The 12,610-nt window shown below is 69.8% G+C and carries 12 protein-coding genes; 9 read left to right on the top strand and 3 right to left on the bottom strand.

Annotated elements, in window-relative coordinates; all coding sequences use genetic code 11:
- Positions 1-31: 31 nt before the first annotated feature.
- Together mgrA and AB0O15_RS01890 are read left to right on the top strand one after the other, a co-directional pair.
- Positions 32-1,060 carry an L-glyceraldehyde 3-phosphate reductase gene (mgrA, locus tag AB0O15_RS01895; RefSeq protein ID WP_364312710.1) on the top strand — a complete coding sequence of 343 codons (1,029 nt, stop codon included), beginning with the start codon at positions 32-34 and terminating at the stop codon, positions 1,058-1,060.
- A 74-nt stretch (positions 1,061-1,134) separates the two neighbouring features.
- Positions 1,135-1,323, top strand: a complete 189-nt coding sequence (locus AB0O15_RS01890) for a hypothetical protein (protein ID WP_364312709.1) — start codon at positions 1,135-1,137, stop codon at positions 1,321-1,323.
- Positions 1,324-1,340: 17 nt separating this feature from the next.
- On the opposite strand, the gene AB0O15_RS01885 is transcribed toward AB0O15_RS01890, so the two are convergent.
- A complete protein-coding gene (locus AB0O15_RS01885) occupies positions 1,341-1,691 on the bottom strand; it encodes a nucleotide pyrophosphohydrolase (RefSeq protein ID WP_364316953.1) in 351 nt (116 codons plus the stop codon).
- A gap of 2 nt (positions 1,692-1,693) precedes the next feature.
- Here AB0O15_RS01885 and AB0O15_RS01880 point away from each other — a divergent pair, with 2 nt between their 5' ends.
- The gene (locus AB0O15_RS01880; RefSeq protein ID WP_364312706.1) at positions 1,694-2,479 is read left to right on the top strand and encodes an NYN domain-containing protein; all 786 of its coding nucleotides are present in this window, start codon (positions 1,694-1,696) and stop codon (positions 2,477-2,479) included.
- 9 nt (positions 2,480-2,488) lie between these two features.
- Positions 2,489-3,733: a D-arabinono-1,4-lactone oxidase gene (locus AB0O15_RS01875; RefSeq protein WP_364312704.1), complete on the top strand. Its 1,245-nt coding sequence runs from the start codon at positions 2,489-2,491 to the stop codon at positions 3,731-3,733.
- Here AB0O15_RS01875 and AB0O15_RS01870 read toward each other — a convergent pair.
- Positions 3,726-4,436, bottom strand: coding sequence for a DUF429 domain-containing protein (locus AB0O15_RS01870; RefSeq protein WP_364312702.1), 711 nt, complete (start codon positions 4,434-4,436; stop codon positions 3,726-3,728). The genes AB0O15_RS01875 and AB0O15_RS01870 overlap by 8 nt on opposite strands.
- 44 nt (positions 4,437-4,480) lie before the next feature.
- On the bottom strand, positions 4,481-5,017 hold the full coding sequence (locus tag AB0O15_RS01865) for a Pycsar system effector family protein (protein ID WP_364312700.1): 537 nt from the start codon (positions 5,015-5,017) through the stop codon (positions 4,481-4,483).
- A 314-nt stretch (positions 5,018-5,331) separates the two neighbouring features.
- Here AB0O15_RS01865 and AB0O15_RS01860 point away from each other — a divergent pair, with 314 nt between their 5' ends.
- The 5 genes from AB0O15_RS01860 to AB0O15_RS01840 all read left to right on the top strand — a co-directional run bounded on the left by AB0O15_RS01860 (position 5,332) and on the right by AB0O15_RS01840 (position 12,605).
- On the top strand, positions 5,332-6,114 hold the full coding sequence (locus AB0O15_RS01860; protein WP_364312698.1) for a hypothetical protein: 783 nt from the start codon (positions 5,332-5,334) through the stop codon (positions 6,112-6,114).
- A complete protein-coding gene (locus tag AB0O15_RS01855; protein WP_364312695.1) occupies positions 6,107-8,251 on the top strand; it encodes a hypothetical protein in 2,145 nt (714 codons plus the stop codon). The genes AB0O15_RS01860 and AB0O15_RS01855 overlap by 8 nt, the downstream gene beginning before the upstream one ends.
- Positions 8,252-8,262: 11 nt before the next feature.
- Entirely contained in the window at positions 8,263-9,612 is a 1,350-nt protein-coding gene (locus tag AB0O15_RS01850; RefSeq protein WP_364312692.1) for a hypothetical protein, read from the top strand.
- Entirely contained in the window at positions 9,596-10,936 is a 1,341-nt protein-coding gene (locus AB0O15_RS01845) for a DUF4407 domain-containing protein (RefSeq protein ID WP_364312690.1), read from the top strand. The genes AB0O15_RS01850 and AB0O15_RS01845 overlap by 17 nt, the downstream gene beginning before the upstream one ends.
- A gap of 265 nt (positions 10,937-11,201) precedes the next feature.
- The gene (locus tag AB0O15_RS01840) at positions 11,202-12,605 is read left to right on the top strand and encodes a cellulose binding domain-containing protein (RefSeq protein WP_364312687.1); all 1,404 of its coding nucleotides are present in this window, start codon (positions 11,202-11,204) and stop codon (positions 12,603-12,605) included.
- The last annotated feature ends 5 nt before the right edge of the window (positions 12,606-12,610 follow it).

Here is a 12,610-nt window from a genome sequence, read left to right as displayed (position 1 = left end):
GCGCGGGGCGAGATGCGTCAGGCTGGGGTGCATGACCGTTTATTCCGCCGAACCCGCCCGCTACGACGCCATGGAATACCGCCGTACCGGTCGCAGCGGCCTCAAGCTGCCCGCCGTGTCGCTCGGCCTGTGGCACAACTTCGGCGGTGACAAACCGCTGGAGACGCAGCGGGCGATCCTGCGCCGGGCCTTCGACCTCGGCATCACGCACATCGACCTGGCCAACAACTACGGGCCGCCGTACGGCTCGGCGGAGGAGAACTTCGGCCGGATCCTGGCCACCGACTTCCGTCCGTACCGGGACGAACTGGTTGTCTCGACCAAGGCCGGGTACGACATGTGGCCCGGTCCGTACGGTGACCACGGCTCCCGCAAGTACTTGACCGCGTCGCTGGACCAGTCGCTCCGGCGAATGGGCCTGGATTACGTGGACATCTTCTATTCGCACCGCTTCGACCCGGAGACTCCGCTGGAGGAGACGATGGGCGCGCTCGACGCGGCGGTCCGGGCCGGCAAGGCGCTGTACGTGGGCATCTCGTCGTACTCGCCGGAACGCACCGCCGAGGCCGCCGCGATCCTGCGCGACCTGGGCACGCCGCTGCTGATCCACCAGCCGTCGTACTCGATGCTGAACCGCTGGATCGAGGGCGGCCTGCTCGACACGCTGGAGCGCGAGGGCGCCGGCTGCATCGCCTTCTCCCCGCTGGCCCAGGGCATGCTGACCGACCGCTACCTCAGCGGCGTACCGGCCGACTCCCGCGCCGGCGCCGACAAGTCGCTCTCCACCGACCTGCTCAGCGACGACAACCTGGATAAGATCCGGGCCTTGAACAGCATCGCCGAGCGCCGCGGCCAGACCCTGGCCCAGCTGGCCATCGCGTGGGCGCTGCGCGACAGGCGCATGACCTCGACGGTGCTGGGCGCGAGCAGCGTCAAGCAGCTCGAGGCGAACGTCGCGGCCCTGCGGAACACCTCGTTCAGCGACGACGAGCTGGCCGAGATCGACAAGTACGCCACCGAGTCCGGCATCAACCTCTGGGCCGGCTCCAGCGACGCCTGACCCGCCACCTCACGGCGCCGCGAGTCGGTGACCATCCGTGCATCATCCCCGAGCTCGCGGGTATCCGACCGGTCATGACCACCGAGAACGCGGGCCCCAGCACCGACCAGCACGTCACCGGCGTGGCCGAGTCCGGCGAGTTCACCACGGACAAGCCGCCGCGCTCGGACACCCCGCCGGACGGCAGCAGCAACGCGGGCATCAATGAAACCAAGGCCAACCGGCCGGACACCGAGCCGCCGGCGAACCAGAACCAGAACTAGACACGACGCCGTCCTGCTCAGTGGTCCTCGTGGCTGATCTTGGCCACTGAGCCGTGCGCGGCCTCGACCGTGTAGCGGCGGGCCGAGTCGGCCAGCTTGTCCAGGGCGGCCTCGACGAGGTCGATGCCGAGGACGTCGGCCAGGCGCGTGAGATAGATCGTGACGTCGCCGATCTCCGCGCGTACTCTCGGACCCAGATCTTTGTCGGCCATCACGGCCGCGGACTGTTCGGGCGTGAGCCACTGCAGCTCCGCCAGGAGTTCGCCCACCTCGCCGGCCAAGGCCATGGCCAGGTTCTTCGGCGTGTGGAACTGTTCCCAGTTACGCTCCTGCGCGAAGACGCGGACGCGTGCGGTCAGTTCGATGATCGATGACAACGACTTCTGCTCCTCACCTCGATCAAGGGAATGCTTTGGCACCCACCAACGACAATGCTGCCAAGCTGGCAGTGCTCATCGATGCTGACAACGCCCAACCGGGCATTGTCGAAGCGTTGCTGGCGGAAATCGCCACGTACGGCACCGCGCACGTCAAGCGGGCGTACGGCGACTGGACCGCGCCCAACCTCAAAGGCTGGAAGGACCAGCTGCTGGCCCAGTCGATCCAGCCGATGCAGCAGTTCGCGTACACACACCGGAAGAACTCCACCGACTCCGCCATGATCATCGACGCGATGGATCTGCTCTACGCGGACCGGTTCGACGGCTTCTGCATCATCTCCAGCGACAGCGACTTCACCCGCCTGGCCTCCCGTATCCGGGAGTCGGGGCTGATCGTCTACGGCTTCGGCGAGCGCAAGACCCCCAAGGCGTTCGTCTCCGCGTGTGACAAGTTCATCTACGTCGAGAACCTCCAGGAGCCGTTGACGCAGCCCGAGCCGCCGGAACCGGCCAAGGTCAGCCCGTCCGTGGTGAAGCAGGTGCGCAACGCGGTCGAGGCGGCCTCGGACGAGGACGGCTGGGCCATGCTCTCGCATGTCGGGCAGATCCTCACCAAGCAGAGCCCCGACTTCGACCCCCGCACGTACGGGTTCGGCAAGCTGAGTGACCTGGTGACCGCGATCAAGCTGTTCGACCTCGACCGCCGGGAGGCCGGCTCGGGCAAGCACGCGGTCATCTACGTGCGGGACCGGCGCCGCCGTACCGAAAAAAGCTAACGTGGCAGCATGAGCGAGCGAGTCACCAACTGGGCCGGCAACATCGTCTTCGCGGCCGATCGGGTGCATCGCCCCGCGTCCGTCGCCGAACTGCAGAAGCTGGTGGCCGGGGCCGAGCGCGTCCGGGTGCTGGGCAGCGGCCACTCGTTCAACCGCATCGCCGACGCGCCCGGCGGCGACCTGGTCTCGCTCGCGAACCTGCCCCGCGTCATCGAGATCGCCGCGGACAAAAGCCAGGTCCGGGTCGACGGCGGCATCCGGTACGGCGACCTGGTCGGCGAGCTGAACGCGGCCGGCGTCGCGCTGCACAACACGGCCTCGCTGCCGCACATCTCGGTGGCCGGCGCGATCATGACCGCCACCCACGGCTCCGGCGAGCGCCATCAGAACCTGGCCGCCACGGTCTCGTCGATCGAGCTGGTCCGGGCCGACGGTGAGCGGGTGGTGCTGCGCCGGGGCGAGCCCGGCTTCGCCGGCTCGGTCGTCGGCCTGGGCGCGCTGGGCGTGATCACCGCGCTCACCCTCGATCTCGTCCCGGCCTTCGAGATCCGGCAGTACGTGTACGACGACCTGACGCGCGATTCGCTCGGCGACCACCTGGACGCCGTGCTGGGCGCCGGTTACAGCGTCAGCCTGTTCACCAACTGGGCCACCACCACGATCAACCACGCCTGGGTGAAGCGCCTCGACGAGATGCCGGCCGGCCCGTTCTTCGGCGCGGCTCCCGCCGACGGCAAGCGCGGCCCGATCCCCGGCATGGACCCGACGAACGCCACCGACCAGGGCGGCGTCCCCGGCCCGTGGCACGCCCGCCTGCCCCACTTCAAGCTGGAGTTCACCCCGAGCTCGGGCGCCGAACTGCAGTCGGAATACATGGTGCCCCGGTCACACGCGCTGGCGGCGATCGACGCGGTGGCTTCGGTCCGCGACCAGATCGCCCCGGTCCTGCAGGTCAACGAGATCCGCACGGTGGCCGCCGACGACCTGTGGCTGAGCATGAACTACCAGCAGGACAGTCTGGGCCTGCACTTCACCTGGATCGCCGACACCGAGGCGGTGCTGCCCGCGGTGCGCGCGCTCGAGGAGGCGCTGGCCGACCTGTCCCCTCGGCCACACTGGGGCAAGGTCTTCACCATGCCGGCCGAGACCATCCGCGGCCGCTACGACCGGTTCGCCGACTTCACCGAGCTGGCCGCGTCCTACGACCCGACCGGCAAGTTCCGCAACCCGTGGCTCGACGACCTGCTCAGCTGAGTTCGTCCAGGTCGCAGGTGGGCACGGCGATCCAGCCTTCGGTACGCGCGGCGGCGCGCTGGGGCTCGTCCGGTGCAAGGGTCCGGCCGAGGGCGGCGGCCCGGGCGGCCAGCGCGGCGACCACCGCGTCGAAGGCGTCGTGGCTGCGCCGGCACAGTGGCTCGAAGTCGCCGAGGTCGAGCCACGGCGCCGCCGCGACGAGGTGGTCGAGGAGGCTGCCCTGGCCGGCCTTCTTGTAGCCGCTGTGCGGCAGGCCCCACCGGTGCAGCGCGGCCGCCGGATAGACCTCGACGATCACGCCGTCGCCGGTGCGGTCGACCGGGCCGAGCCGGGCCAGCAGGCCGGCGCAGCGGAAGGCGACGTGGGCGATGAGGTCGGCCGACACGCTGAGCGGGTTGGGGCCGGGGCGGTCGCGGAGCAGCTGGTCGGTGACCCGGTAGGCGAGGTCGCGCCGCGGCGGGACGGGCGCCGTCACACGTCCCGTTTGATGGTCGGCGACGAACGAGACGAATGCCGCCGGCCAGCCCAGCGGGCAGTCGATCCCGGCCTTGCCGACCCGCCCGATGTCGGCCGCGATCCGTTCGTCCGTGACGCCGAGGGCCAGCTCACGCAGCGTCGCCCGGCCGTCCGCCCACTCGACCAGCGCGACCGCGGTCCGCTCGTCGGCGGCGGCCAGATCTACACCCAGGGTCAGCACGGTCACACTCTAAAGTGAACGACGTGCGGGTGGGCGCGCCTGACCGGTGATCAGCCGACCAGCACGATGAAGATCAGCAGATAGCCGAGAATGGCCACGGCCAGAGCGGCCTGCATCAAGCGATGTTTGATCCAGCTCGCCCGGGACATCGCGATCAGCTGGTGAGCGACCTGTGAGAATTGCTCGTCAATGGTGAGCGCGGCGAGCTGTTGGGAAAGATCATCATTCTGCCGTACGCGGAGATCGCCGAAAAAGATCGTTCCCGGCCGGTGGCCTCGCCGCCGCGGGTCACCCAAGAGCGGAAAGGTGGCCGTGGCGGCCAATAGCGCGCCGGCCGCACAAAGAATCAACGCGATGATCAGAATGGCCGCCGGCCAACCGCCGAGCCCATGGAGATAACTGCCTTTCTGGGCGCGGGCGGTCAGGACGCCGGCCAGCACCGCGCCGTCCATGGCCAGGAAGATCGAGGCCTTGGCGTCGGCCTTGCCGGTCCAGCTCTCCTGCGCCGCGTGGCTGCGCCAGGCGATGTCCAGATTCAGGCGGGGGTCGGTGACAGCCGGACGACGGGTTCGTGACTCTACGCTCACGCCCGCAGTGGTATCACCGGCACGCCAATCGTCACAACACCAATGACGCATTCTTTCTATCGGGGTCGTGCGTTCGTCCAGAAAACCCGTACCGAGCATTGTTCACCCTGTTCAGCCAGCTTTTCGACCGAGACGATCGGACGGTTGATCAGCGTCCCGGACCGCACCGACAATTTCTCCGGCGAACGGTCCGGCTGTCACTTTTCGGTCACGCTCGACGATCAGGACGCCGATTCCGTCATTTGCGGTTTTCGCGCTCTCGCATATGTAGTTCGCTGAGCGCCGCTAAAGATGATCAGAGGCAGGAGAATACGGTGGCGGGACGTGTGGCGATGGGACGCCGGCCGCTGGTGTCGGTTGATGCGAAGGGCTACGGCTCGGCGACCGGCCGGCGGCAGGTCGCGTGGCAAGTGGGACTCACGGACATGCTGGCGGCGAGCGCCGAGGCGGCGGGACTCCGCCGGGCCGAGTGGGACTGTCAGCAGGGCGGGGACGGCGAACTGGCCGTCCTGCCGGCCGATGAGCCGGAGAACGTGCTGATCGACGACTTCCCCCGGGAACTGGCCGACCAGCTGGCCGATTTCAACGAGGACCGTCGCGACGACGCGCGGCTCCGGCTGCGGCTGGCCATCCACCACGGCGTGGTGGAGCCCGCGGCGAACGGTTACGCCGGCGCCGGCGCGGTCGTCGTCAGCCGGCTGGTCGACGCCCCGGCCACCCGCGCGGCCCAGGTCGCCGCGCCGCGGGCCGATCTGGTGGTGATCCTGTCCAACCCGGTGTTCGTGGACACCGTGGCCCAGGGCCACACCGCGTTGCGGCCCGGCCGGTTCCGCCGGGTCGTGGTGACGAACAAGGAGTTCAGCGAGGACGCCTGGCTCTACGTTCCCGGGTTCGACGTGCACCAGCTGGATCTCGACCGCACCGGCTCGCCGACGGCTGAAGCGGGCGAGAAAGCCCCCGGCAAGCCCCGCAACCGCAAGCCGGCCGATGGTTCGCCGCGCCGGACGCCGCGCAACCGGGCCGACATCGTCAACGTCTTCAAGGGGACCGTCAACGCCGGGGTGATCGGCGTCCACAACGGTGACGTCCATGGCTGAGCCCGACGACGAGACGTCGGCGTCCACCACCGAGGCGGGCGACGGCGACCAGACCAAGCCGCCCGGTGAGAAGGCGAAGCCGCCCAGGGAGCCCGGTGGCGGCGGCAACCGGGACGCGAAGAAGATCGCCGAGGTCATCAACTTCTTCCAGGGACAGGTGCACGCCGGGACCATCGGCAAGTCCGGCGGGGCCGGGGGCGATGCCCGCGGCGGTCGTCGAGCCGCCACCGGCCGGCTCGACGACGAGGAGATCCGCCGGGATCTTCGCCACTACTGCCGGCCGGACGCCTACGACGACGCCATCGAGAGGCTGACCCGCGACCACGTCGTCGCCCTCTGTGGACCGGCCGGCCTCGGCAAACGGGCCGGCGCCGTCAGCCTGCTGCGTGAGGTCACCGGCGGGCAGCTGGTCGTGCTCTCCGCGGTCAGCGACTTCAAGCAGCTCTCCACCCGGTCGTACGACCGGGGCAGCGGCTACCTGATCGTCAACCGCAGCGAGGGCGACAAGGGCTCGGAGGCCGACTTCGCCTGGCGTACGGTGCGCGGTCAGGTTCGCGACGCCGGCGCCTTCCTGGTGGTGACCACGCTGGCCGAGGTCGACCCGCAGGTGCAGGCGGTTCGTCAGCTCGCCTGGCGGCACCCGGACAGCACCACCATGGCCAAGGCCTACCTGGCGGAACGGGATCTGCCCGCCGACGAGATCACCCGCATCGTCGAACGCCTCGGCGCCGAGCTCCCGATGACCGAGATCGCCGGTGCGCTGATCCGGATCCGGGACGGCGAAACGGTCGAGGCGGTGCTCGACAGCCTCGCCGAGACGTCGGCCCGGCGGGTGCGGGACTGGTTCGACGCGCACACCACGGAGAAGGACCTGGCCATGGTCCTGGACGTCGCCGCGATGGCGATGCTCGGCGAGGTGACCCACCGCGAGTTCGAGGCACAGCGGGCCGGGCTCGAGGCGGCCATGCGCCGCCACGGCGTGATCAAACCGGCGGCCGGCCGGAAGAAGGAGGCGGCCGAGCCCGGCGACCTGAACCGGCGGCACCGGCGGACCAGCGACGACGGCCTGCTCGTGGAGCGGCAGGTGGTCAGCCGGACGAGCGTACGGAAGGTGCTGGATTTCCGGACCGAGACCTACCGTGAGCACGCGCTGGCCGAGCTCGCCCGCCGGTTCGAGATGCCGTTCTGGAACGCCACCGCCGAGTGGCTGGCCGGCATCGTCATCGCCCACGGCCCGGTGGCCGAGGTCGCCATCGGTCTGGGCCTGCTCGCGGCCGCCGACTTCGACGAGGTCGAGCTCTGCTACCTGACGCCGTGGTCGAAGGGCGAGATCGGGCCGCACGGGCAGGTGCTCGCGGTCTACGTCCTCTGGGTGATGTGCTTCAAGGAAGAGACCATGCCGATCGCGCTGAAGGTGGCCAAGCACTGGGCCAACCACGGCGACGGCGAGCAGCGATGGACCGCCGCCATGGCCTACAGCGGCGAGGTGGGGTCGCGCGAGCCGGCCCAGGCGATCAAGCAGCTGTGGCAGCTGATCTCCAGCTCGGGGAGCGGGTACGAGCAGGCCTGTTTCGCGATGGCGGTGCTGTTCGGCACGCTGATCGGCACCGCCGACGCCCGCAAGGTGCTCTCCACCCTGGTCCGGCAGGTGCACCGCGTTCCGGAACGCCGGGAACACCGGGTGCTCGTCGAACGCGCGCGGCACGTGCTGGCCGAGCTGCTCGCGCTGCGCGAGAACCAGCATCACGTCCCGGTGACGCTGCTCTACGTGGAGCAGGCCCTCGAGGACGAACCGGATCCGGCGGCCGCCCGGCTCGAACGCATCGCGCTCGTGTCCCGCCTGTGGGCGGACGGCATCCGGTGCCGGCCCTACCGGGCCGAGGTGCTGGACGCGCTGTGGCAGGGGCTCAGTCGCCTGGACCACGTCGCCGAGGACCCGATCCGGCTGGCCACCCAGCTGGGCGAGGCGCTCGTGCGGGCGCTGCCGGCCGACGAGGTCGACGACTTCTACGACGACCTCCGGACGGCCGGCCACCGGCGACGCCTGGGCAGCAAGAACAAGACCAAGCAGAGCAACCGGCCGGCCCTGGTCCTGCTCGACGTGGTCAGCCGTTACTACCGCCGCAAGGCCAGTTGAGAAGGCACGTGATGAGCGCATATCCGATCGTCCGCAGTGAGCATCTCGATCCGGCCGCCCGGCGCGGCCCGTTCGGCCTGGGCCGCAAACGCCGGGAACACAGCGACCTGCCCAAGGCCGGCGCGCACGAGGTCTGGGTGTACCGGGTGGACGGACGCTACGTGGTCAACCACGGTGAGTTGTCGCCACGGGACGACGACGTGGTGCGGGCCGACCTGGTGTGCCTGGTCGACCGCGGCGACGGGGTGGTGGTCACGGTGGATCTGACCATCCCGTCGGCCGACGGCACGGAGTTCGCGCTGCGGGTGTCGTTCAGCTGCACCGTGCTCGATCCGGCTCGCGTGGTGCGCGACAACCTGGACGCCAAGGCGGCCATCCTGGCCTACCTCCGCCGGGACTCGAAGCTGGGTCACCTGGCGCTGAACTACCGGATGGACGACCTGACCCAGGTCCGCAACGACGTGGCCGCACGGATCCGGGCGTACGCGGAAGTGAAGCCGCCGGTCATTCACGGCCTGATGCTCAGTTTCGTCGGCGTGGAGATCCCCACCCCGCAGGAGGTCGCCGACTTCCACCGCAAACGCCGCGACGCCGGGTGGGACGACCAGCTCCGCAAGGACGGCAACCAGTTCCGCCGCCGCGAGCAGCTCGAGGAGGACCGGCACGAGCAGGTCCTGGCCGGGCAACGCCGGAAGGGCAAGCACGCGACCGAACGGGAGGACCAGGACCACGATCAGGGTCAGCGGGCGCGGGCCCTGCAGTTCGCACGGCAGGAGGCGGAGTTCGCCTTCGAGGCGTTCGGCGAGGATCCGCGGCGGGCGATGCTGTACGCCGAGGCCCGTGGCCAGGTCGACGCCAAGGACGTCGCCGAGTCCATGATCTCCGACCGCCGCGAGCAGGACCTCTACGCCCGCGAGCAACGGCAGCTGGACCGCGAGGACGAGCGCAAGGCGCTGGACTGGCAACAGCAGGACGCCACCGCGCGCCGGCACGAGTCCCGCGAGGAACGGATGGAACGCGAGCGGTTCGAGCGGGAGGCCTGGCTGGAGGCCCAACGGGCCAAACGCGAGGACAAGCGGGCCCGGCGGGCCGAGGACCGCGCCGACCGCAACCGGCAACTGGAGATCAAGCTGGACGTGCTGCGTGAGCTGGCCAAGAACGGCCACCTCGACATGGTCAACCTGAAGGTGGAGCAGTTGGTCGCCGACATCTCCGGCACCGGGCTCGCCGCCGGGAGCGCGGAGCTGCCGGGCGGCGCCGCCACCCCGATCGAGGCCGGCCGGACCGACCGGGACCCGTCGGACTCCGACGACGAGGCCATCGACGTGGACGTGGAAGTGCGGGATGAAGATGACGACTGACACGGTCGAACTGCCCCGGATCCGGCTGTCCCCCGAGGACCTGGGCCGGGCCACCACCCAGCCGACCGTCGCCGACCGGCGCCCGGTCGAGCCGGACCCGAGCGTCGCCGTGCTGCCACGGCGGCTGATCGGCATTCGTGAGGACATCCTGGACTGGGTCCCGGAGGAACGGCCGCGCTACACGCGGCTCGGGCTGATCCTGGTCAACACCGGTCTGATGGCGGCGATCTCGCTGTTCGTCGCGGTGCAGCGGGTGCTCGACGTGCCCTGGCCGGTGATCGTCCCGATGGCGCTGTTCTGGGGCGTCCTGGTGCTGGCGATCGACAGCTGGATGGTGTCCAGCACGCACGGCTCGACCGGACACAAGCGCTGGCTGATGTTCGTGCCCCGGCTGATCATGGCGGTCCTGCTCGGCAGCGTCATCGCCGAGCCGCTGGTCCTGTGGATCTTCCACCCGGCGATCCACGCGAACGTCGAGCACGATCGCCAGGAGCAGATCCGGACCGAGGCCGGCCTCTGGGCCCGGTGCAACCCGGCCACCGGCGGCAGCACGGCGGCCGTGCCGGAATGCCACGACTATCAGCTCGGCGTGGACGGAACGGCGGCCGCACAAGGAAGTCTGGTGAACCTGAGCGCCGAGCGGGACAAGCTGTCCGGTGACGTGACCCGGCTGAACGACGAGCTCGACGTGAAGCAGAAGTTCGCGCAGGACGAGTGCGCCGGGGTGAAGCGGGACGGCACGTCCGGCCGGGCCGGCAAGGGCTTCCGCTGCGACCGGGCGACGCAGGTGGCCGACCGGTTCCAGCGGGAGATCGACCTGCCCGCCAAGCGGGCGCGCATCACCGAGCTCGACACGCAGATCAACGCGCAGACCGGCACCCTGGCCGGCCAGCAGAAGTCGCACAGCGACGTGGTGGCGCAGGGGATCAAGACCAAGGTCGACGCCTTCGCGGGGAGCTTCGGCAAGATCGACATCATCGACGAGGCGCGGGGCCTGGAGCGGCTGTCCGACGAGAGCCCCTTCGTCACCGCGGCTCAGTGGCTGGTCCGCATGCTCCTCATCATGGTCGACAGCCTCCCGGTCCTGGCCAAGATCCTCGGGGGCACGACGTCCTACGACCGCCTGGTCAACGCGAAGCTCCAGGCCGGGCTGCGGTTCTTCGGCCACCGGCTGAGCGTGGTCGACCACACCGTCGAGGCCTCGGTCCAGCAGACCATCCACCAGATCGACGAGCGCACCCGAGCCGTCCAGGAGCAGCACGACCAGGACCTGGACGAGGAGATCGACCGCCGCACCGCCCGCTACGCGGTGCCGGGCGACTGACCGATCAGGACCGCAGAAGAGCCGAGTCGAGGATGGTCACCGACCGGTAGCCGCCGGCATAGCGAGCGTGGTCACTGGCGCGTGAGGACATGGCCACCCCCTGCTTCCAGCCTCCAGCATCACCGGGCGTACCGGCAGTCCTCCGGTCGCGTGATCACCGACGACCGGGCCTTTAAGCGGACTTAAGGAAACTGGCAAGGCTTGTTAAGGGGTGTGCGACCACGATCGGGGCGGTTCGGAAAGCCCCCTTGATCGGAGTTGTCACATGGGACGCAAGCGGCTACGGCTGGCCATCTATGCGGGAGCGGCAGTGTTGGCCGCCGGCGGTGGCGCCATCGCCGCGGTCGCCGGGACCAACGGCGGCGCGACGTTGACCGCCAGCTTCAGCAAGGATTCCGATTGGGGCTCGGGCTACCAGGCCAAGTACACGATCAGGAACACCGGCGGCGAGGCCGTCGAGGGCTGGAAGCTGGCCTTCGGGCTGCCGGGCTCGGCCAAGGTGGGCACCTTCTGGGATGCCTCGGTCGCGGTTTCCGGTGGTACGGCCACCGCCTCGAACAAGGGCTACAACGCGACCATCCCGGCCGGTGGCGCCGCCGAGTTCGGCTTCGTGGTGGTCGGCAGCGGCGACCCGACCAGCTGCACCATCAACGGCGCCGACTGCGGCGGCGGGACAACGCCACCACCGGCGGAGGAGCCGGCGGAAGACCCGGCGACACCACCGGCCGAGGACCCGACGACCCCGCCCGCGGAAGAGCCGGCGGAAGACCCGACGACACCCACAGCGGGCGGCGTGCTGGCCGCACCGTACGTCGACATGGGTCTGCTCTCGAACGGCGCCACGACGCTGAGCCAGCTCGCGAGCAGCGGCAACGTCGACTCGTTCTCGCTGGCCTTCGTGACCGGCGCGGGCTGCAAGGCCAGCTGGTTCGGAGCGTTCGACCCGCGGCAGAAGCAGTTCGCCGACCAGATCGCCGCGCTGCGGTCGGGCGGCGGCGACGTGAAGGTGTCGTTCGGCGGCGCCACCGGCATCGAGCTGGCCCAGGCCTGCACGAACGTGGGCGCGCTCCAGGCCGAGTACCAGGCCGTCGTCGACGCCTACGACCTGAACTACATCGACCTGGACATCGAGGGCGCCGCGTCCGCCGACGCCGCCTCGATCGCGCGCCGGTCGACCGCCCTGGCCGCGCTGCAGAAGGCCAACCCGGGACTGAAGATCTCGCTGACGCTGCCCGTACTCCCGGAGGGTCTGACCAACGACGGCCTGAACGTGGTGCGCTCGGCCAAGGACGCGGGGGTCGACGTCGACCTGGTCAACATCATGGCGATGGACTACGGGCGGGCCGGCCAGGACTACGGTGACCTGGCCATCCAGGCCGTCCGGTCGACCAAGGACCAGATCAAGCAGGTGTACGGGAACAGCGACGCGGCCGCCTTCAAGATGGTCGGCGTCACCCCGATGCTCGGCCAGAACGACGACAACGGCCGGTTCACCCAGGACGACGCCCGCGACCTGGTCGCCTTCGCCAACGAGAACCACCTCGGCTTCGTCTCGTTCTGGGAGCTCAACCGCGACAAGAACGCCTGCACCGGGGCCCTGTTCCAGTGCACGAACGTGGCTCAGTCGCCGTTCGAGTTCAGCAAGATCTTCGCCGGCTTCCGGGGCTGATCAGT

This window comes from Actinoplanes sp. NPDC089786 (assembly GCF_040684855.1).
GTDB lineage: Bacteria > Actinomycetota > Actinomycetes > Mycobacteriales > Micromonosporaceae > Actinoplanes.
This window is presented reverse-complemented; position numbering and strand designations above follow the sequence as displayed.